A 21,164-nucleotide genomic window follows, 5' to 3' on the forward strand; every position below is an offset into this window, starting at 1 on the left:
GCACGCCTCGTAAACAGATGAAAAACCGGACTATTTTAGCCGAAAAGGGGTCCCACGGGCGAACCGTCCGCTGATGTAACGGATGTGTCATGGCGGGCTTGCATGTTGCGCGGCCCACCGCACGCGCGTTTCACGCACCGCTCGGCGGCTTCAGCAGCGCGCCCGGCGCGTCGGCGGCGAGCCCGAGCGTCGCGCGCACGCGCGCCTCGTCGAGATGGTAATGGCACAGCTCGATGCCGTCGCAAAGCAGCACCGGCACGAGTTCGTCGTAACGGGCCTGCAGCGCGGGGTCGGAATCGACATCGATCACGTCGAGCCGCGCACCCGCCGCCGCGGCAAGCGGCTCGAGCGCGACGCGCATGTCCTCGCACAGATGACACCACGCGCGCCCGTACAGCACGAGGTGCGCGCTCGCACGCTCGAGCGCGCCCGGCGACGCCGGCGAAGACCGCAAGGGCGGGCGCACCGCGCGTTACTTCTGACCCGGTGCGCGCGGGCGCAGCGGCACGAACTGCGTGTTGTCGCCGCGCCGCACGAGCACCGCCACCATCTTCTGCGGGTCGAGATGCGCTGTGACGTCCTGGAACTGCTTCGCGCCCGTGATATCCGTGTCGCCCACGCGCAGAATGATGTCGCCCTTTTGCAGGCCGGCGCGCGCTGCCGGGCCGTCCACCGAATCCACCATCGCACCGCCCTTGATCTTGAGCTGGGCGAGCTGGTCGGCGGGGATATCGACCACCGCGATACCGAGCGCACCCATCGCGCGCGGCTTGGGATCGGGCGCCTTTTTCTGGTCGGCCTTCGCGCTCTTGTCGGTCTGCATCTCGGCGATCGTGATCGGCAGATCGCGTGTCGCGCCCTTGCGCCAGATCGTCACAGTCGCCTTGGTGCCCGGCTTCGTGTCGCCAACCATGCGCGGCAAGTCGGTCGCGGCGTCGACGCTCGCGCCATTGAACTTCAGGATGATGTCGCCCGGCTGGATGCCCGCCTTGTCGGCCGGGCCGCCCGGCTCGACGCTGGAGACGAGCGCGCCTTGCGCCTTGGGCAAGCCGAGCGAGTCGGCTACGTCCTTCGTCACTTCGCCGATCGCCACGGCAATGCGGCCGCGCGTGACCTTGCCCGTCGACTTCAGTTGATCTGCCACGCGCATCGCCTCGTCGATCGGAATCGCGAACGAAATGCCCATGAAGCCGCCGGTGCGGCTATAGATCTGCGAGTTGATGCCGATCACCTCGCCTTGCATGTTGATGAGCGGCCCGCCCGAGTTGCCGGGGTTCACGGCCACGTCGGTCTGAATGAACGGCAGATAGTCGCCGGTATCGCGCCCCTTCGCGCTCACGATGCCCGCCGTTACGGTGTTCTCGAGGCCGAACGGCGAACCGATCGCCACGACCCACTCGCCCACGCGCACCTTGTTCGAATCGCCCATCGTCACGGCCGGGAGATTCGCGGCCTGGATCTTCACCACGGCGACGTCCGTGCGATCGTCCACGCCGATCAGCTTCGCCTTGAATTCGCGCTTGTCGGTGAGCGTCACATAGATGCTGTCCGCGTCATCGATCACGTGCGCATTGGTCATCACGTAGCCGTCGCTCGAAAGGATGAAGCCCGAGCCGACGCCGCTGTTCTGTTCGGTATCGTTGCCGCTGTCCGGGCCCGAATCGGAACCGCCACCGCCCTGACTTCCTCCTTGACCGCCGCCGCCCTGACCGCCGCCTTGTCCACCCTGCGGCCCTTGCGGGAGCGGGATGCCAAAGAAGCGGCGGAAGAATTCCGACATGTCGCCCTGATCCATCCCCGGCGGGAGGCCGCGCTGCGCCGTGGAGACGCGTGTGGTGGTGCGAATATTGACGACCGATGGTCCCACTTTGTCCACGAGGTCGGCGAAATCGGGCAGGTTGGCAGCTGGCGCCGCCGATGCCACGTGCGGTGCGAACGGCAGGCATGCCGCCACGACCGCGGCCGCGAAGAATTTGCGCAGCGGGAGAATCGTCATATCGAAGTCAGCCGAAGGAGGAGTTACCTGGGAGCCTTGTATTCTATGGCAGACGCGAACTGCTGCAACGTGGTCTGGGGCACTTCTCCGAGCAACGTGATGAAGTAATCGCCGTTGCGCTTCACGAGCACGTGGGTCGCGCCACTGCTGCCCGAGCCTTCCTTGCGACTGTTGTTCTTCACCGGTTCGATAAAGACGGAAAGCGTGGACAGTCCGTCAGAGAACACAGCCTGATCGACCGGAATAGGCGGATCGCTGGCGTCGCGTGCGGCCATGGGCCGGCGCACTTCACGAATCTTCTGGAAGCCCGGCGCGGCCTGGCCGAACGACCAACCCTGCGCTTCGATATCGACCGGCTGGAGCGGCGGACGCACCACGTTCCAGCCCTCGATATTGCGCATGCCGTTCACGATAGGCGTCTTGTCGACGGGGCCGCCGATGCGTACCTGCGTGAACGCGAGTTGCTGGAGCACCTGGCCGTTCGACGGGTCGAGCATCTGCGAACGCAGCAGCAGTCCGGTTTTCGCGTCGGCCCACAGCTTGTAGGCGAAGCGGAAATTGTCCTTCGGGTCGAGCTGGATCACCTGGCTGTCGAGGCCCGCCACACGGTCGTTGCCGAGCAGCTTCGGCTCGTACACGCCCAGCACCTGGTCACCGCTGGTGGAGAGCAGCGCCGGGAAAGCGTCCTTGTTCTGGCGCTTTTCGACGACGAGCAGCTTGCGCTCGGGCACGAAGGTATAAAGATCGTCGTTGTGGCGCAGCATCGTGCGCGGCTTGCCGTCGAGGCTTTCGAGCTTCTCGAACTCGCCGTCCTGCTTCGAGGCGTAGTGCGTGATGCGTGAGGACTGCACGAACTCGCCGCGCTGGTAGACGAAGGTGCCTTCGTAGCTTTGCTGCTGAGCAGCCTGCTGGATGCGGTCGAGCAACTGCGCCGCGCTCTGGCGCGTGGCGGCATCGGCCGCGGACGCGCCTTGCGCGTGGGCACGCGGGGCGACAGACAGAGCGGTCAACATCACGGCTGCGCAGCACAGGAATGCCGGCAACCGCCCCCAGATCGTCTTTTTATTCAACCGCAATGTCTGCATCAAACTTATTGGCCTTGCGTGGTGAGAGCGGCTGAGCGGATGTACGGCATGGAATCCGACATAACCGGCTGCTGCGCGAACTGCTGATGCGCCTGGAGGTATTCGTCGAGGCGCGCGTCGCGGATGATATTACCGTCCTGAGCGCCGGTCAGAGGCGCCGGCGTGGTGTTCATCGCCACGCGCTGCACGCCGTCGCCCTGCGACTGGACGGCGGCGATTTGCGGCGCACCGGCCATGCCCACGCCGCGCATTTGCGGCATGACGATCCACGTGAGCGTAGCAGCGGCGGCGGCCACGGCCAACGACGGCACCACGCGGCGGCGCAGCGCCAGAATACGGCCCACGCGCTCATTGCGGCCAGCCTGCACCTGCGGCAGCGCGGCCGGTGCGAGCAGATGCGGCTCCGCTTCGAAACGCGCTGCGAAACCCGTCATGAAAGCGCGGCTCGCGGCCTGGCTAAGTGCCAGATCGTCAGAGCGCAGCACGTCGCCGATCAGGTGGTACTCCGACCAGGCTGCGCGCCCTTCGCCGTCGAGTTCCAGATATTTTCCGTTCAGATGCTCCTGCGCCGACGCTTCACCGTCGACGAAGGCGGACAGACGCTCGCCGCGCGAGCTTGATACCGATTGCATCGAGACCGAACCCATGATGCTCCCCATTTCCTGACAGACGTCCCTGGTGACACCTACTCATTCTGATGAATCGCGTCGCCGCCCGGGGCGAAACTGGTTGTTCTTCTTACCAGCGCTTGCCTTCCGGAGTGTCCAGCAGCGGACGCAATTTTGCCGCAATGGCTTCCCGAGCGCGGAAAATTCTCGATCTGACGGTGCCGATCGGGCACCCCATCATTTCGGCGATCTCTTCGTAGCTTAGGCCTTCTATTTCCCGAAGCGTAATGGCGGTGCGCAGCTCTTCCGGTAAAACCGCCATCGCAGCATTGACCGTCTGTGCGATCTGCTTGCTCATCAACATCGACTCGGGCGTATTGATATCCCTTAGTTGATCGGCGTCCGAGAAAGTTTCCGCTTCTTCTGCATCTGCCTCAGTAGAAGTCGGCGCGCGTCTTCCCTGGGTCGCAAGGTAGTTCTTCGCCGTATTGACAGCAATCCGGTACAACCACGTATAGAAAGCCGATTCGCCACGAAACTGCGGTAGTGCGCGGTAAGCCTTGATGAAGGCGTCCTGGGCCACGTCCTCGACCTCGGCGGGGTCCCGCACGAGGCGCGAGATCAGCCGGATGATCTTGCGGTGGTATTTCGAGACCAGGAGCTCGAACGCGGCCTTGTCGCCTTGTTGCACGCGCTCGACCAGAACCTGATCAATTTCTTTTTCGCTCACCTGAAAAATCCGTTAGCACATGAAGGAGACATGGGGGCACCATTGTAGCGTCCTCGCCACGGTCTCACGTTATGCGAGTAACAGCGGTTACAAGCTTTACAGCGAAGGGAAGCTCAGCGGCCGGCCGCGCTGCGCGCGCGCACGGCGAGCGTACGGAAGGTATCCGCGGCAACAGCATCGGCGGCAACGAGAATCGTCGCGCGGCGTGCACCCTGCTCCACGACGAGTGCGAGCAGCCATGTACCCCATTGCGCCGCACCGGCAAGGCGCCCGGCCGCAAGGCAGGCGCCATCGCGTGAATACGCCGCCAGGTAATCTGACCCGATTTCGATGAATGCCGGTTGCTTGCGACGCCACGCCGCAGCCACGAGACCAGCGGTCGCGAGGAACGCCAGCGTGACAGGCAACGCTTGCCAGCCGCCGAGCCATGGCGCAAGCGCCGCGTAGACGGCGGCTGTGGCCACGCTCAGGCCCAAGGCAACGAGCAGTTGCAGCGCGAGAGAGGGACGCAGGGAAAGAAGCGGCGCGAGCGAGCGCCGCGAGGGGAAAGCCGGAACGCGGCCGGCCGAAGGGTTCGGCGCGGCCGCTGTCTCGTCTTGCGGAATCAAGCGTGACGCTTGAAGACGAGCGTGCCGTTCGTGCCGCCGAACCCGAACGAGTTCTTCAGCGCGACGTCAATCTTCATGTCCCGCGCGGTATTCGCGCAGTAGTCCAGGTCACATGCCGGATCCTGGTTGAAGATGTTGATCGTCGGCGGCGACACCTGGTTGTGCACGGCTAGCACCGTGAACACCGACTCCAGACCGCCCGCGCCACCCAGCAGGTGGCCCGTCATCGACTTGGTCGAGTTCACGACGAGTTCCTTCGCGTGGTCGCCGAACGCGCGCTTGATCGCGGTAGTTTCCGCGATGTCGCCGAGCGGCGTCGAGGTGCCGTGCGCGCTGACCCAGTTCACTTCGCCCGGGTTCACGCCGGCGTTGCGCATCGCGTATTGCATGCAGCGGCGCGCACCGTCGCCGTCTTCGAGCGGAGCGGTCATGTGATACGCATCGCCGCTCATGCCGTAGCCGCCGATTTCCGCGTAGATCTTTGCGCCGCGCGCCTTCGCGTGTTCGTACTCTTCGAGCACCATCACGCCTGCGCCTTCGCCGAGCACGAAACCGTCACGGTCCTTGTCCCACGGACGGCTCGCCGTTGCCGGATCGTCGTTGCGCTGCGAGAGCGCACGCGCGGCCGCGAAGCCGCCGATGCCCAGCGGCGAAACGGTCGATTCCGCGCCGCCCGCAATCATCACGTCGCAGTCGCCGTATTCGATCAGACGCGACGCTTCACCAATGCAGTGCAAGCCGGTCGTGCAAGCCGTGACCATTGCCAGATTCGGGCCCTTGAGGCCGTACTTGATCGACAGATGGCCCGAGATCATGTTGATGATCGAGGCAGGCACGAAGAACGGCGAGATGCGGCGCGGACCGCGGTTGAGCAGTTCGGTTTGCGTGACTTCGATCATCGGCAGGCCGCCGATGCCCGAGCCGACGTTCACGCCGATGCGCTCCGCGTTCGCTTCAGTGACTTCGAGACCGCTGTCCTGGATCGCCTGCATGCCCGCAGCGATGCCGTAATGGATGAACGTATCCATATGGCGCGCTTCTTTCGCCGGCATGTAGTCTTCAACGTTGAAGCCCTTCACTTCGCCGGCAAAACGGGTCGAGAAGTTCGTCGCGTCGAACTTCGTGATGTTGGCGATGCCGGACTTCCCGGCGACCAGATTGGCCCAGCCGTCGGCAACATTATTGCCAACAGGCGAAATCAGCCCCAGGCCTGTAACAACAACTCGACGACGGCTCACGGTAACCCCTTATCCATAGATGACAAAAACAAAAGCCACAGAGGCCACAGGAAATGCTCCTGTGAGCCCTGTGGCTAGTTGACCAGCAGATGCCCCGCAGCGAGTGCGGCAGGCGTATGCGGTTTCACGGGCGAGCGTCCTCGCGGGCCGCCAGCGCAAGCGTTGCGCGGCCCAGGCGGGAATCGGGCGCTTAGGCCTTGACGTTCGCGCGAGCGTAGTCGATCGCTTGCTGAACCGTCGTGATCTTCTCGGCTTCCTCGTCCGGGATTTCCATGCCGAACTCGTCTTCCAGAGCCATGACCAGTTCAACGGTGTCGAGCGAGTCGGCGCCCAGATCGTTCACGAACGAAGCTTCGTTCTTGATTTCAGCTTCGGCGACGCCCAGTTGCTCGGCGACGATCTTCTTGACGCGCTGTTCGATGTTGTCCATTACCCCTCCAAGGGAAAAAAGTTAGCTCATGAATGCGAGTGCGCGCATTTTATCAGGTTTGACCTGGCTGAAAAGCGGCGCTCAAGGTTCCGGAAGGCTATCCGCGACGGCGCTTGAGCAAGGTTTTTACACAAGCGCATCAAGGCGCGGATAGTACCTGAATCCGGTTAAGACATATACATGCCGCCGTTCACGTGCAACGTCGTGCCCGTGATATAGGCCGCCTGCGGCGACGCGAGGAACGCGACCGCGTGCGCGATGTCGTCCGGGCTGCCAAGGCGGCCCAGCGGAATCTGCTGCTTGAGCGCGGCTTGCTGCTCAGCCGGCAGGTCCTTCGTCATGTCGGTGTCGATGAAACCCGGCGCGACGCAGTTCACGGTAATGCCGCGGCTGCCGATCTCGCGTGCAAGCGCGCGCGTCATGCCCGCCACGCCGGCCTTCGCGGCCGCGTAGTTGGCCTGACCCGGGTTGCCCGACGAGCCCACCACCGACGTGATGTTGATGATGCGGCCGCCCTTGGCCTTCATCATCGGGCGCAGCACGGCGCGCGAGAGGCGGAACACCGACTTCAGGTTCGTGTCGATGACCGCATCCCATTCGTCGTCCTTCATGCGCATCGCCAGGTTGTCCTGCGTGATGCCCGCATTGTTCACGAGGATCGCAAGACCGCCGAATTCCTTGACCGTTGCGTCGATGAGCGCTTCTGCCGCCGCGGCGTCGTTCACGTTGAGCACGGCGCCGCGGCCCTTCAGGCCCGCTTCTTCGAAAGCGGCCGAAATCGCCTGCGCGCCGGCTTCGCTCGTGGCCGTACCGATCACCGTCGCGCCCTGGCGCGCCAGTTCCAGCGCGATCGCGCGGCCGATGCCACGCGTGGCGCCGGTCACGATTGCGGCTTGATTGTCGAGAGTCTTTTCCATCGTTTGAATCCGTTAGCGGTGGTGACGTAGGCGCTTAGGCCTTCAGAAGCGCGAGCGCTTCGTCGAGCGACTTCGGATCGAGCACCGAGGCGCCGACCAGGTTGCCGTCGATACGCTTGGTGAGGCCCGCGAGCACCTTGCCCGGACCACATTCGACCACGTGCGTCGCGCCTTGCGCGGCGATGGCCTGCACACACTCGACCCAGCGCACCGCGCCCGCGGCCTGACGCACGAGCGCGTCGCGGATCTTCGCAGGATCGGTTTCGAAGGCCACGTCGACGTTGTTCACCACGGGAATTTGCGGCGCGTTCAGCGTGACGCTCGCGAGGTAGTCGCGCAACTGATCCGAGGCGGGCTTGAGCAGCGACGAGTGGAACGGCGCCGAAACCGGCAGCGGCAGCGCGCGCTTGGCGCCCTTGCCCTTGGCGACTTCGCAGGCCTTCTCGACCGCGCCCTTGTGGCCCGCGATCACGACTTGCGCCGGCGCGTTGAAGTTCACGGCTTCGACCACGCCGCCGCTTGCAGCCGCGGCTTCGGCGCAGACTGCACGCACCGTGTCGTCGTCGAGGCCGAGCACGGCGGCCATGCCGCCCTCGCCCACCGGCACCGCGCTTTGCATGGCCTGGGCGCGAAAGCGCACGAGCGGCACGGCGTCGCGGAACGCGAGCACGCCGGCGGCGACGAGCGCCGTGTATTCGCCGAGGCTGTGGCCCGCGACGATCGCCGGCGCCGGGCCGCCCGCCTGTTGCCACGCGCGATACACGGCGTAGGCGGCGGTGAGCATGACCGGCTGGGTGTTGGTGGTGAGGTTGAGCTCTTCAGCGGGGCCTTCGGCGATCAGCTTGCCGAGGTCCTGGCCGAGCGCGTCGGACGCTTCTTGCAGCGTCTCGCGCACGATGGCGTTATCGGCGAAGGCGTCGAGCATGCCGACGGCCTGCGAGCCTTGTCCGGGAAAAACGAACGCGAATTTCATAACGTCCCCAAATTCGTTCAATACGGGTGGGCAATGCGCTCGGATGAACCGCCGCCGGCTGCGCACAACGTGCATGTCGTGCGCACAGCCCGGCTGCGGGAGCGCGAAAGCCCGCTCAGGATGCTTAGAAGCGGATGACGGAAGCGCCCCAGGTGAAGCCGCCGCCCACGCCTTCGATCAGCACGTTCTGGCCGCGCTTGATGCGGCCGTCGCGCACCGCGACGTCGAAAGCGAGCGGAATCGAGGCCGCCGAGGTGTTGCCATGCTCGCCCACCGTCACCACCATGCGCTCGGCGGGCAGGCCGAGCTTGCGGCAGGTGCCCTGCATGATGCGGATGTTGGCCTGGTGCGGAATCAGCCAGTCGACCTGGTCGGCGGTGAGCTGCGCCTTGTCGAGCGCCTCGATCGCGACCTTTTCGAGCACGTTCACAGCAAGCTTGAACACCGCCTGGCCGTCCATGTGCAGGAACGCGTTGCCCGCGATCACGCCGCCATGCACGTTACCCGGCGTGCACAGGATGTGCGCGTAGCTGCCGTCGGCGTGCAGCGCGCTCGACAGCACGCCCGGTTCGTTCGACGCCTGCAGCACGATCGCGCCGGCGCCGTCGCCGAACAGCACGCAGGTGGTGCGGTCATTGAAGTCGAGAATACGCGAGAAGGTCTCCGCACCGACCACGAGCGCCGTGCGGTGCTGGCCGCTGCGGATCAGGCTGTCGGCCACCGAAACGGCGTACGCGAAGCCCGAACACACAGCCTGCACGTCGAACGCCGCACCGTGATTGCGGATGCCGAGCTTGTTCTGCAACAGGCAGGCCGTGCTCGGAAACACGAAATCGGGCGTGGAAGTGGCGACGATGATGAGGTCGATCGACTGCGGATCGACATCGGCCGCCGCGATCGCGCGCTGCGACGCCGCAAGCGCGAGATCGCTCGTCGTGACGTCGGGCGCGGCGAAGTGGCGCGCGTGAATGCCCGTGCGGGCCACGATCCACTCGTCGCTCGTCTCGACGCCTTTTGCGGCGAGCCGTTCGGCCAGTTCCTGGTTGGTGACGCGATCAGGCGGAAGGTAACTGCCCGTGCCGATCACGCGGGAATAGAGAGTCGATTGAGCCATTATGCCTTCGAGGATGATGCGGCGCCGGGCGGTACTTCGCCCGCTGCCTGGCTGGGCGCGCTAGTCGCCTGCCCCGCCTGCGCGGCTTGCACATTCTGGGCGCCGCCGGGCTCGTCTGCCGCCTGTTCGAGCGAACCGGCGTTTTCTTCCATGGCGCGCGCAAGGCGCTCCAGCACGCCATTTTTGACGGCATCATACCCGCGATTGATCGCACACTCAAACGCGTAGGCATCGGCCGAGCCGTGACTCTTGATGACGAGGCTCTTCAAGCCCAGCAGCGCCGCGCCGTTGTACTGGCGATGGTCCACGCGCTTCTTGAAGCGCATCAGCACGGGCAGAGCGGCAATTGCCATGAGCTTGGTGAGCCACGAGCGGCCGAACTCTTCCTTGATCATGTCGTTGAGCATCTGCGCGAGGCCCTCAGACGTCTTGAGCGCGACATTCCCAACGAAACCGTCACAGACGATGACGTCGACGGTGCCCTTGTAAATGTCGTTGCCTTCGACGTTGCCGCGGAAGTTCAGCGTGCTCGCGCGCAGGAGCTCGCCGGCGCGCTTGATGGTCTCATTGCCCTTGATGACTTCTTCGCCGATATTCAGGAGCCCGATGGTTGGGCGATCCTTGCCCTCGAGCGCCGCAACGAGCGCGTGGCCCATCTCTGCGAACTGCAGCAGATGCTGCGGCTCGCAGTCGACGTTCGCACCGAGGTCGAGCATCGTCGTGTAACCACGCGGATTGGGCAGCGCAAAGGCGATAGCCGGACGTTCGATGCCAGGCAGCGTCTTGAGCACGTAGCGCGAAACGGCCATGAGCGCGCCGGTGTTGCCGGCCGAGATGCAGGCTTGCGCCTCGCCCTCTTTCACGCGATTGAGCGCGACGCGCATCGACGAATCTTTTTTCTTGCGCAGGGCGACTTCGACCGGATCGTCCATTTCGACGACCTCGGTGGCGGGCACGACGGTAAGCGCGGGATGGTCCGCCGCCTTCAGTTTTTTCAACTGGGCGCGAACCGCCGACTCGACACCCACGAGCATGAGATGCGCGTCGGGGTGCGAGCGGACGAAATGGACTGCGGCAGGCACCGTCACAGACGGGCCGTGGTCGCCTCCCATGCAATCTATCGTGAGCGTAACAGTCATGGAATGCGACGGATTTCAGGCATAAAAAAGCGGCAGTTGAATGCCGCCTTTTTTGCCGAGCCGAAATATGGTCAAGCGAACGGGATCGTCAGATGCGGCGCCAGGCTGCAAGCCATGCGCCGCACGCTGAAACGATTAGTCGTTCTTGGTCTTGACGACTTTCTTGCCGCGGTAGTAGCCGTTCGGGCTGATGTGGTGACGCAGATGCACTTCACCCGTGCTCGGCTCGACGGCCAGCGGCGCGCCCGTGAGGAAATCGTGCGAGCGGTGCATACCGCGCTTCGACGGCGACTTCTTGTTTTGTTGAACTGCCATGATAACTCCTGAAAATTTTCCGAATTCTAACACAGCCCGATCCGGCCGCCGCCACCCTTGGGGGGGTGGCCGGACTCCGGGCTCAGGCCCACGCGTCTGGTACTGCCTGCCCCGCGCAGCCGACTAAGGCTGACCTTAGTGCTTACTGCCGGGACCGTCCTTCTTGAGCGATTCGAGCGCCGCAAACGGGTTGACGCGCTCTTCCGGCTCGATTTCCTGCTCCGGCACGTCGTCCACGGAATCCACGCCCTCCGCGCCGTCGGGACCCGAGGCGAGACTTTCGTGAATCTCCGGACAGACTTCGTGCTTCGGCACCAGCGGCAGTGCGAGCAACAGCTCCTCTTCGATCAAGTCGACGAGATCGAAATGGCGCGAGCCCACGATCACTTCGACTTCATCGTCGTCGAGCGGAAACTCGTCCGCCTCTTCTTCCGTCTGGACGATACGGAAGGTCGCATCCGCATTGAATGCCTGCTCGTACGGAGCCAGGCACCGCTGGCACGTGAGCCACGCACCACCGTGAACGGCAAGGCGCAGGTATGGCTGCGGCCCTTCAGTGCCGTTGTCCTGCAATTCCTGCTGGGTAAAGCCCGCAGCCTGCCAGGTGAACGCGCTATCGCGATCTGGCGCCTCGGCCGGGACTTCGTTTAACATGCGCGGCAGTTGCGAGACGCGCACGACGCCCGCTGCCTCGCGCTCGCTACGCGCGAATTCGAAGAGATCGAAGTCACGCGGATTCAGTTCGGCGCCAGCAGGCTTACCAGAATGTTCGGTCATGTGCGCTCTCCTGCTTCACGGCCCGGGTAACCGGCGAGCGATGCGCGAAAGCCGACAGCGGCTCGCAGCAATCCAGCTTGTACCGGCCCGCACTGGCCTGCATTGACCATCGGCACAGGCGCCCGCACAAGACGTGCGACGAGAGCATACCGATGAAAAGCCCAAAATCATATCGCCTTTATCTTTGCGAGTCAAACACTTAAGCTCGCGTACGCAAGTGTCTGTGCGAGCGCGGTTTTCGGGCGCCTTTGACGACGTTTTGCGGGAAATCCGCCCCCGTTTTCGAGACGAAATCGACCCCGAAAACCCCAAACCACAGCCGCACGTTCCAGTCATATTCGCAGCCGTTTTCATACTTCGATCGAACATGCAGGATTCTCCCTCGCAGGCCCCGCGCACGGGCCGCCCCGCCCTCATCCTCGCCTCCAGCTCGCGCTACCGGCGCGAGCTGCTCGAACGTCTGCGCATTCCTTTCGAGACTGCCGTGCCCGCCATCGACGAAACGCCGCACCCCGGCGAAACGCCCGAGGCGACGGCGCTGCGCCTCGCAGCAGCGAAGGCCCGTGCCGTGGCCACCGCCCTGCCCGCCGGCGCCGCGCGCACGCTCGTGATCGGCTCTGACCAGGTTGCCACCTTCGATGGCCGCCAGATCGGCAAGCCCGGCACGCACGAACGCGCGCTCGAGCAGTTGCAGGCCATGCGCGGCCGCGACGTGTTGTTCCATAGTGCCCTGAGCCTGCTCGACACCGCTACTGGCCAAACGGATACCGTCGATATCGTGACGAAGGTGCGCTTTCGCGAGTTGCCCGATGCCGCGCTCGACGCCTATCTGCGCGCCGAAACGCCTTACGACTGCGCGGGCAGCGCGAAAGCGGAAGGGCTCGGCATTGCGCTGCTCGAAGCGATCGAATCGGACGATCCCACCGCCCTGATCGGCCTGCCGCTCATTGCGCTCACGCGCATGCTGCTTGCCGCGGGCTATCCGCTGCTGGAGATGCAAGCATGAGCCTCGGCACCCTCTATTTGATCCCCAACACGCTCGGCGAAGGCGACGATGCCGCGCTCAACGCGGTCCTCCCCATGCCCGTGCGCGAACGCGCGGGTACGCTCGCAAGCTATATCGGCGAAAACGCGAAGACCACGCGCGCCTTCCTCAAGCGCGTGGGCACGACGCGCCCGATCCAGGAAATCGACATCCGCGAGCTGAACGTCAACACGCCGGCAGGCGAAGTCGAGAAGCTGCTCGCGCCGCTCCTCGCGGGCATCGACACGGGGCTCGTGTCCGAAGCGGGCGTACCGGCGGTCGCCGATCCGGGCGCGCTGCTCGTTCGTCGCGCGCACGAGCGCGGCATCAAGGTCGTGCCGCTCGTAGGCCCGAGTTCGATCCTGCTCGCGTTGATGGCGTCGGGCCTGAACGGCCAGAGCTTCGCGTTTCACGGCTACCTGCCCGTCGACGCGAACGAGCGCGTGAAAAAGCTACGCGAACTGGAGCAGACCTCGCGCAAGGGCAAGCAGACGCAGATCTTCATCGAAACGCCCTATCGCAACCGCACGCTGCTCGACGCCCTGCTCGCGACCTGCGCGCCCTCCACGCTCGTGTGCGTCGCCGCCGATCTCACGCTGCCCACCGAGACGATCGTGAGCCGCGCCGTGTCGGACTGGAAGAAGAAGCCCGCGCCCGAATTGCAAAAACGGCCGGCGATTTTCCTGCTGCTCGCGAACTGAACGCGCCTCGCCGCGCAAAAACGAATCGGCCGCTGCGCAACCCTCGCGCAGCGGCCGATTTTCTTTGCGGACGCCCGGAAATCGAAGCGCCGTTAGCGCTCAGTGCACCGACAGCTTTCCGCCCATCAGCAGCGAATGCACGGCGGCCGAGCCGATGTTCGCGCCCACACGCTTCGCCACGCGGTCGGTGAGGCTCTGCTTGACCGTGTAGTCGACGACGTCCGGCGCCTTGATGACTTCGCGCGCCACGTAATCGGTGTCGCCGTAGCCATCCGCGAGACCGAGTTCCACGCTCTTCTGCCCGGTCCAGAACAGGCCCGAGAAAATGTCCGGCGAGTCCTTCAGGCGCTTGCCGCGGCCCGCCTTCACGGCGTCGATGAACTGCTGGTGGATCTGGTCGAGCATCTCCTGGGCGTGCGCGTCCATTTTCGGCGTATCGGGCGAAAAGGGATCGAAGAAGCCCTTGTTTTCGCCGGAGGTGCGCAGGCGCCGCTGAACCCCGAGCTTGTCCATGAGTCCGGTAAAGCCGAAACCGTCCATCAGCACGCCGATCGAGCCCACGATGCTCGCCTTGTTGACGTAGATCTTGTCGGCGGCGGCCGCGACGTAATACCCCCCCGAAGCGCACATGTCGCCCACCACCACATACAGCGGGATGGCCGGGTACTTCGTGCGCAGACGGTGGATCTCGTCGTTGATGATGCCGGCCTGCACCGGGCTGCCGCCGGGGCTGTCGATGTGCAGAACCACGCCCGCAGTGCCGTCGTCGTCGAAGGCGCTGTCCAGCGCGCTGATGATGTCCTCGGCGTTCGCGGGAGTGTCGGAGCCGATTTCGCCGTCGAGCGAAACGAGCGCCGTATGGCGCCCTTCACTCTCCACGCGCGCGCCCGAAAGATCGAGGATCGCCCACGCGATGACCACGAATACCGCGAGAAACGCAAAGCGAAAGAAGATCCGCCAGCGCCGCGCCGCACGCTGTTCGGTGATCGCCGCCAGCGCGATGCGTTCGAGCGCCTCGCGCTCCCAGCCAGGCGCGGACGCGCCGCGGTCTGACGAAGCCGCGCGCGGCGCTTCGTTCGAATCAGGGGTCGGATTGTCGGACATGCGAGCGGATAACGGGTCGAAGGTCAGTGGTCAGGTTGGGGTCGGACGCAAAGCGTCGTCCGGCAGCCAGAATACCGCACGGCCCTCCGGCGTGTCGCGTTCCTCGACTTGCACGGGGCGCAAACGGCCGCCGCGGCACGGTCCGCCCACGCACTTGCCCGTGTCGGGCTGGTAGATCGCACCGTGCGTGGCGCACATCAGATAGAGCCCCGACGACTCAAAGAACTGGCCCTCGACCCAGTCGAGCTCCATCGGCACGTGCGCGCAGCGGTTCAGATAGCCGTACACCTCGCCGCCGTAGCGCACGAAGAACACCACAGCGTCGCCGCCCGCGTAGGTCGCGTTCATGCGCCGCCCCTCGCCGCCCTCGGCGAGTTCTTCGGCCGCGCACACGCGCACGGGCTCGCCCGCCGGTGCCTGCGGCGCCGCGCTCATGCGTTCTCCCGCAGCCAGAGCGCAAGCGCGGCCACGTCCTGCGCGACGAAGCGCGGCTCGAGCTTTTCGAGCGCGCCGCTCGCATGCGCGCCATACGCGACGCCAACGCCCGCCGCGCCCGCGTTGATCGCCATCTGCAGGTCGTGCGTCGTGTCGCCGATCATCACCGTGCGATCAAGATCCTGCCCTAATTCACGTGTGAGTTCCTGAAGCATGGCCGGATGCGGCTTCGAGAAGGTTTCGTCGGCGCAGCGCGTGCCGTCGAAGAGGCTCGTGAGCCGCGAATCCGCCAGTGCGCGGTTCAACCCCACCCGGCTCTTGCCCGTCGCCACGGCAAGCAGGTAGCCGGTGTCGCGCAGTTCCGTGAGCATCTCGCGTACGCCTGCGAACAGCTCGGTCTGCTGGTCCTTCAACAAATAATGGATGCGGTAGCGCTCCACGAGCCGCGGGTAGTCGGCCGGATCGAGCGTGGGCGCGGCAATCTGCAGCGCCTCACGCAGGCCGAGGCCGATCACATAGCTCGCCGCCTCGTCGCCGGGCACGGGCAGACCGAGGTCGCGGCACGCCGCCTGGATGCTGCGCGTGATATGGGCGGTCGAGTCCATCAGGGTGCCGTCCCAGTCGAACACAATCAGATCAAATAACTCTCGAGCCATGCAGGACTTCTCCAAACGCTGTCAGATTCGGTGTCATTCGGGTTGGGCCGCGCCAGGCCGGGCCGGCGCGCTGTCTTCGCCAGCGCCGCTTTCGCGCTGCGCGCGCAGCGCATCGACGAAGCCGCGGCAATCCGGCGGCAACGGCGCCTCGAACTGCAACGGGGCGCCCGTAATCGGGTGAGCGAGCTTCAACCGGTGCGCATGCAGGAACATGCGCTTGATGCCCGGCCGCGCGCCAGAGCGTGCAAGTTCCTTGTTGAGCGCGAAGTCGCCGTACTTCGCGTCGCCGACGATCGGCAGCCCGAGGTGAGCGAGGTGCACGCGGATCTGGTGCGTGCGGCCTGTTTTCAACTCGGCTTCAAGCAGCGCGTAACCCGGCCAGCGCTCGACGAGATTGAACACCGTATGCGAGGGCATGCCGTCCGGCTGCACGCGCACGCGGCGCTCGCCTTCCGGGGTCAGATACTTGTGAAGCGGCTCCTTCACGGCGCGCCGGCGGCCCCAGTCACTCGCCCATTCGCCGTGGACGCAGGCGAAATAGCGCTTGTCGGTCTGGTTGTCGCGCATCTGCGCATGCAGGCCGACGAGCGCGGCGCGCTTCTTCGCGAGCATGAGCACGCCCGACGTTTCGCGGTCGAGCCGGTGGACCAGTTCGAGAAACTTGCCCTGCGGGCGCGCTTCGCGCAACTGCTCGATCACGCCGAACGCCACGCCGCTGCCGCCGTGCACGGCCACGCCGGCGGGCTTGTCGATGACAAGCAGCGCGTCGTCCTCGTAAATGATGGGAAACTGGGCGGCCGGCACCGGCGCGGCACCGGCCGGCGTGCTCGATTGCGACGTGCGAATCGGCGGAACCCGCACGATGTCGCCTTCCGCGAGCCGATATTGCGCATCGACCCGGCCCTTATTTACGCGCACTTCCCCGCTGCGCAAAATGCGATAGATGTGGCTCTTCGGCACGCCTTTACAGACGCGCACGAGAAAATTGTCGATGCGCTGACCGGCCGCGCCCTCGTCGATTTCGACGAACGAAACCTGGTCGCTTGCGACCTGATTCTGGGATGTTTTGCCTAACCCTTTCATTCTGAATATAATTTGCCCAGCGCCGACGCAATGGTAGGCCAAACGGCCAAATGTCCTGCGAACCCCAAGAGGGTTATCCTGGACTCGGACCACGCGGCGAGCGCAGGCTGCAAGCAATAAACGGTTATTTTACTTGCGCCCGGGGCTGGTTGCTCACCCCGCTTGATGAGAAGCAACGAGTTGCACGCACGGATCACCACTCCGGCAGGGACGGCGCCCACAGGCACGTTCGGTCAGGAGCGGCTCCGACGGTAACGGAACATTGGTATAAAGAATTTATCCGGCGCGTCCCGCCGCGCGGTCGAAGTGACCGCCGAAGGAGGCGCTGGTGGCGAAAATACGGCGAGCGCCCGAAGCGTCCCGGCAATGTGCGGGACAAGGCGACGTCAAAGGTGGCGAGACACCCCGAGGGGGAAGGCGGGCGTTCCTGAAAAGCTTCCCGTGCGCGGCCCTGATTGAGAGGCCGCGAACCTGATCCAGTCGCAAGCGCGCGCGGTTCGCCGCTGCGGCAGGCGTCTGTCACGGCCAGTGCGATGTGCACACGATGAATACAACCATCGGCACATATGTGGCCACGGCAGCCAGGTGAACCGGAAGCGCAGGAAAACGTTGCCGTCGCGAACCCGCGGCATGTCTCTTCGCTTCTTGAAGACGTATTTCGCATGAGCCCACGCGGCCCCGTCCTCGGCAACGCAACGCCGGACCGGCGCCCATAAAAGGCAATTCTCCCCGCCATCGTTCCCGCTCCAGCGTGCTTGTGACAACACAATAAGGCGCGGCTCGCCGCTGCCCGCACCGTGCTGCCTGGCGTCGCCGCCGCGCACCGTGCGGCTCGCGCGCGAACGCACTGGAGTCGTTCAATGAAACGAATGCTGTTCAACGCGACACAGCAGGAAGAACTGCGTGTCGCCATCGTCGATGGACAGAAGCTCATCGACATCGACATCGAAACCGCCGGGCGCGAACAGCGCAAAGGCAACATCTACAAGGGGATCGTCACCCGTATCGAGCCTTCGCTCGAAGCGTGTTTCGTCAACTACGGCGAAGACCGCCACGGCTTCCTGCCGTTCAAGGAAGTCGCGCGCCAGTATTTCCGCGAAGGCATCGACATGCGCGGTGCGCGCATTCAGGACGCCCTCAAGGAAGGCCAGGAACTGATCGTCCAGGTCGAGAAGGAAGAGCGTGGCAACAAGGGCGCCGCCCTCACCACGTTCATCTCGCTCGCCGGCCGCTACCTCGTCCTCATGCCGAACAACCCGCGCGGCGGCGGCGTCTCGCGCCGCATCGAGGGTGACGACCGTCAGGAACTGCGCGAAACCATGGCGCAGCTGCAACTGCCGGACGGCATGAGCATCATCGCGCGCACGGCCGGCATCGGCCGCTCCGCCGAAGAGCTCCAGTGGGACCTGAACTACCTGCTGCAACTGTGGCGCGCCATCGAAGCCGCGTCGCAGGCCGGCCAGTCCGGTCAGCCCATGCTGATCTACCTGGAATCGAGCCTCGTCATTCGCGCGATCCGCGACTACTTCCAGCCCGACATCGGCGAAATCCTCATCGACACCACCGAGATCTATGACCAGGCACGCGCCTTCATGGATATCGTGATGCCGGACAATGTCAATAAGGTGAAGCGGTATCACGACGACGTACCGCTTTTCTCGCGCTTCCAGATCGAGCACCAGATCGAGACGGCGTATTCGCGCACGGTGCCGCTGCCCTCGGGCGGCGCGATCGTGATCGACCACACCGAAGCACTGGTGGCCATCGACGTGAACTCGGCGCGCGCCACCAAGGGCGCCGACATCGAGGAAACTGCCGCGCGCACCAACCTCGAAGCTGCCGACGAAGTGGCGCGCCAGCTGCGTCTGCGCGACCTCGGCGGCCTGATCGTGATCGACTTCATCGACATGGAGTCGGCCAAGAGCCAGCGTGAAGTCGAGCAACGTCTGAAGGACGCGCTGCGCCATGACCGCGCGCGCGTGCAGATGGGCAAGATCTCGCGCTTCGGCCTGATGGAGCTGTCGCGCCAGCGTCTGCGCCCCGCCCTCTCGGAAGGCAGCCACGTCACCTGTCCGCGCTGTAACGGCACGGGTCACATCCGCGACACGGAATCGTCGGCGCTTCAGGTCCTGCGCATCATCCAGGAAGAGGCGATGAAGGAACACACCGCGGCAATTCATTGCCAGGTGCCGGTCGAAGTGACCGCCTTCCTGCTCAACGAGAAGCGCTCGGAAATCAACAAGATCGAGTCGCGCTTCAAGGTTGGCGTCGTTCTGATCCCGAACAAGCACCTCGAAACGCCGCATTACAAGCTCGAGCGCCTGCGTCACGACGATGCGCGCCTCGACGATCCGCGCGCTTCGTGGAAGATGGCCGAGGAAGCGGCTCGCGAACTCGAGTCGGAAACCGGCTACAGCAAGCGCACCGCCGAAGCCAAGCCCAAGCAGGAAGCCGCGGTGAAGGGCATCACGCCGGAGCGTCCGGCGCCGAGCGCACCGGTCAAGACTGCCGAAGTCGCGCCCGTCGCTGCGCAAGTGGCCGTCACGCCCGCGGGCGGCGGCTTCTTCGGCTGGGTCAAGCGCCTCTTCGGCGCGCCGGCTGCGGCACCCGCACCGGCACCGGCCGCTCAACCCGAAAAGGCAACCCGTCCGACCCGCGAAGCGCGTACCGAGCGCGGCGAGAAGAGCGGCGGCGACCGTAACCGCAATCGCCGCACCGGCGGCCGCGACGCGGCTGGCCGCGGCGAAGGCGCAGGCGGCGCACGCACCGGCCAGCAGGCTGGACGCCGTGAGGAACGCGAACCGCGCGAGCAACGTGAACCGCGTGAAGCACGCGAAGGTCGTGGCGCCCGCGAGCCGCGTGAACCGCGTGAACCGCGTGAACCGCGTGAACCGCGTGAGCAACGTGAACCGCGTGAAAGCCGCGAAGCACGCGGCGAGCGCGAACAGCGCATCGAGCGCGTCGAGCGCGGCCAGGACCGTAGCGATGTGACGGCGGAAGCCGGCGCCGCACGCGGCGAGCGCCAGGAACGTGGCGAGCGACGTGAACGTGGTGAACGCGGCGAGCGCGGTGAACGCAACGAGCAGCGTCGCCGTCAGCAAGCCGAGGCCGCGGAGGCCCAGGAAGCGCGTCTTGACGCCGCATCGGCAGGCACCGAAGGCGTCGAAGCGCCGCAGACGGAAGAGCTGCCCGAAGGGATGAGCGCGGGTGTCGACGAAGAAGGCGTACCGCGTGAAGGCGAAGAACGCCGCCGTCGCCGTCGTGGCCGCCGCGGTGGTCGCCGCGAGCGCGAGACGGATGCAGCAGGCCTCACGCCGGGCGCGGACGCGCCGGAAGGCGAAGAGGAAGCCGCACCGGCTCAACCGGCCATCGAGCAGCCTGCCGTTGCTGCGCAAGTGCACGAAGCGCCGGTCGTGGAAACACGCACCGAAGCTGTGGTCGAGACTGTCGTGACCGCACTGCCGGCCGCAGCCGTTGTCGCTGAAGCCGCTCACGTTTCCGCCGCCGTGACGACTACGCAGGTCGAAACCGTTGCGCCCGCTGCAGAGCAGGCTCCGGCCCCGGCCGAAGCCGCACCGGTGAACGTCGAAACCGCGCACGTGGTCGAGCCGAAGGCCGAGGAACCCGCAGCAGTGGTGGCACCGGTGGCGCCTGCCGCCCCTGTGGCGCCTGCCGCAGCGGACGAACAGGTCGCGCCGGCAGCCCCCGCCGAGCCGGTCCAGGCCGAGACTCAGCCTGTCGTCGTGCGTGAAGACCGCGTCGAAGCCCCGCAGACCGAAGTGCTGTCGGCAGCGCCCGCCGCGCAACCGGAGCCGGTGCAAGAAGTGGTAGCCGCTGCTCCGGCGGTCGTCGCGATCCCTGAGCCGGCCGCAGAGCAACCGGCCCCGGTCGCAGCAGTGGCACCCTCGACCGCTCAGGCCGCCGCGGACACGCTGCGCCCGATGCTGGAATCGGCGGGTCTCGTCTGGGTCAACACCGACGCCGACAAGCTGCGCGCCGCCCAGCAAGCCGCCGCGCAGCTAGTGAAGCCTGCGCGCGCGCCGCGCGAGCGCAAGCCGCTGCCGCCGGTCGACAGCGCGCCGATGCAGCAGGTCGAAACCTCGCGTCAGCCGTAAGCGCCGCAAGCGCAACTGGCCGCGCGCCGGGCCTTGAGTCCGGCGCGCCCCGAAGAGCCCGCCCTTCCCGGCGGGCTTTTTTTTGATATATCAGCGTTCTCCCTCGTCTGCCGGTG

21 protein-coding genes are annotated in these 21,164 nt (G+C 65.5%); 3 read left to right on the plus strand and 18 right to left on the minus strand.

Translation table 11 applies throughout. The annotated features are described in order from the left end of the window. Positions 1-130 precede the first annotated feature (130 nt). The 14 genes from U5A52_RS21375 to U5A52_RS21440 form a co-directional block, all read right to left on the minus strand. A complete protein-coding gene (locus tag U5A52_RS21375) occupies positions 131-454 on the minus strand; it encodes a glutaredoxin family protein (RefSeq protein WP_321912531.1) in 324 nt (107 codons plus the stop codon). 18 nt (positions 455-472) lie between these two features. Continuing rightward, positions 473-1,996: a DegQ family serine endoprotease gene (locus U5A52_RS21380; protein ID WP_321912533.1), complete on the minus strand. Its 1,524-nt coding sequence runs from the start codon at positions 1,994-1,996 to the stop codon at positions 473-475. A 23-nt stretch (positions 1,997-2,019) separates the two neighbouring features. Then, positions 2,020-3,081 (minus strand): MucB/RseB C-terminal domain-containing protein, encoded by a 1,062-nt coding sequence (locus U5A52_RS21385; protein ID WP_321936140.1) that lies wholly within the window; start codon positions 3,079-3,081, stop codon positions 2,020-2,022. Positions 3,082-3,086: 5 nt separating this feature from the next. Then, on the minus strand, positions 3,087-3,728 hold the full coding sequence (locus tag U5A52_RS21390; protein WP_321936104.1) for a sigma-E factor negative regulatory protein: 642 nt from the start codon (positions 3,726-3,728) through the stop codon (positions 3,087-3,089). A 91-nt stretch (positions 3,729-3,819) separates the two neighbouring features. Further along, a complete protein-coding gene (rpoE, locus tag U5A52_RS21395; RefSeq protein ID WP_158758258.1) occupies positions 3,820-4,419 on the minus strand; it encodes an RNA polymerase sigma factor RpoE in 600 nt (199 codons plus the stop codon). Between the two features lie 113 nt (positions 4,420-4,532). Then, on the minus strand, positions 4,533-5,027 hold the full coding sequence (locus U5A52_RS21400) for a protein YgfX (RefSeq protein WP_321936105.1): 495 nt from the start codon (positions 5,025-5,027) through the stop codon (positions 4,533-4,535). Further along, positions 5,024-6,265, minus strand: a complete 1,242-nt coding sequence (fabF, locus tag U5A52_RS21405; protein WP_321936106.1) for a beta-ketoacyl-ACP synthase II — start codon at positions 6,263-6,265, stop codon at positions 5,024-5,026. The genes U5A52_RS21400 and fabF overlap by 4 nt, the downstream gene beginning before the upstream one ends. Before the next feature lie 190 nt (positions 6,266-6,455). After that, the gene (gene acpP, locus U5A52_RS21410) at positions 6,456-6,695 is read right to left on the minus strand and encodes an acyl carrier protein (RefSeq protein WP_004197638.1); all 240 of its coding nucleotides are present in this window, start codon (positions 6,693-6,695) and stop codon (positions 6,456-6,458) included. A gap of 167 nt (positions 6,696-6,862) precedes the next feature. Then, positions 6,863-7,612: a 3-oxoacyl-ACP reductase FabG gene (fabG, locus tag U5A52_RS21415; RefSeq protein WP_321936107.1), complete on the minus strand. Its 750-nt coding sequence runs from the start codon at positions 7,610-7,612 to the stop codon at positions 6,863-6,865. A gap of 34 nt (positions 7,613-7,646) precedes the next feature. Further along, complete coding sequence (gene fabD / locus U5A52_RS21420) at positions 7,647-8,585, minus strand: ACP S-malonyltransferase (RefSeq protein ID WP_321912542.1); 939 nt, start codon at positions 8,583-8,585, stop codon at positions 7,647-7,649. A 124-nt stretch (positions 8,586-8,709) separates the two neighbouring features. Next, positions 8,710-9,699 (minus strand): beta-ketoacyl-ACP synthase III, encoded by a 990-nt coding sequence (locus U5A52_RS21425; protein WP_321912544.1) that lies wholly within the window; start codon positions 9,697-9,699, stop codon positions 8,710-8,712. Beyond that, positions 9,699-10,838, minus strand: coding sequence for a phosphate acyltransferase PlsX (gene plsX / locus U5A52_RS21430; RefSeq protein WP_201698203.1), 1,140 nt, complete (start codon positions 10,836-10,838; stop codon positions 9,699-9,701). Before plsX ends, U5A52_RS21425 begins: the two co-directional genes overlap by 1 nt. Before the next feature lie 135 nt (positions 10,839-10,973). After that, positions 10,974-11,153 (minus strand): 50S ribosomal protein L32, encoded by a 180-nt coding sequence (rpmF, locus tag U5A52_RS21435; RefSeq protein ID WP_018441573.1) that lies wholly within the window; start codon positions 11,151-11,153, stop codon positions 10,974-10,976. Positions 11,154-11,288: 135 nt separating this feature from the next. Beyond that, entirely contained in the window at positions 11,289-11,930 is a 642-nt protein-coding gene (locus U5A52_RS21440) for a DUF177 domain-containing protein (protein WP_321912545.1), read from the minus strand. Between the two features lie 367 nt (positions 11,931-12,297). On the opposite strand from U5A52_RS21440, the gene U5A52_RS21445 reads away from it, so the two are divergent. Both U5A52_RS21445 and U5A52_RS21450 read left to right on the plus strand, forming a co-directional pair. Continuing rightward, positions 12,298-12,936, plus strand: coding sequence for a Maf-like protein (locus U5A52_RS21445; RefSeq protein ID WP_321912547.1), 639 nt, complete (start codon positions 12,298-12,300; stop codon positions 12,934-12,936). Continuing rightward, entirely contained in the window at positions 12,933-13,655 is a 723-nt protein-coding gene (locus tag U5A52_RS21450; RefSeq protein WP_321912549.1) for an SAM-dependent methyltransferase, read from the plus strand. Before U5A52_RS21445 ends, U5A52_RS21450 begins: the two co-directional genes overlap by 4 nt. A 99-nt stretch (positions 13,656-13,754) precedes the next feature. On the opposite strand, the gene U5A52_RS21455 is transcribed toward U5A52_RS21450, so the two are convergent. From U5A52_RS21455 to U5A52_RS21470, 4 genes are read right to left on the minus strand one after another with little or no spacing between them, the layout of a single operon-like run. Then, positions 13,755-14,759, minus strand: coding sequence for a S49 family peptidase (locus tag U5A52_RS21455; protein ID WP_321912551.1), 1,005 nt, complete (start codon positions 14,757-14,759; stop codon positions 13,755-13,757). Between the two features lie 30 nt (positions 14,760-14,789). Further along, entirely contained in the window at positions 14,790-15,194 is a 405-nt protein-coding gene (locus tag U5A52_RS21460) for a Rieske (2Fe-2S) protein (protein WP_321912552.1), read from the minus strand. After that, on the minus strand, positions 15,191-15,850 hold the full coding sequence (locus U5A52_RS21465) for an HAD-IIIA family hydrolase (RefSeq protein ID WP_321936108.1): 660 nt from the start codon (positions 15,848-15,850) through the stop codon (positions 15,191-15,193). Before U5A52_RS21465 ends, U5A52_RS21460 begins: the two co-directional genes overlap by 4 nt. A 33-nt stretch (positions 15,851-15,883) precedes the next feature. Then, positions 15,884-16,933 (minus strand): RluA family pseudouridine synthase, encoded by a 1,050-nt coding sequence (locus tag U5A52_RS21470; protein WP_321936109.1) that lies wholly within the window; start codon positions 16,931-16,933, stop codon positions 15,884-15,886. 860 nt (positions 16,934-17,793) lie between these two features. On the opposite strand from U5A52_RS21470, the gene U5A52_RS21475 reads away from it, so the two are divergent. Further along, a complete protein-coding gene (locus tag U5A52_RS21475; protein WP_321936110.1) occupies positions 17,794-21,048 on the plus strand; it encodes an Rne/Rng family ribonuclease in 3,255 nt (1,084 codons plus the stop codon). Positions 21,049-21,164: the final 116 nt, after the last annotated feature.

The organism is Paraburkholderia sp. J8-2 (genome assembly GCF_905220195.1).
In the GTDB taxonomy this organism is placed as follows: domain Bacteria; phylum Pseudomonadota; class Gammaproteobacteria; order Burkholderiales; family Burkholderiaceae; genus Paraburkholderia.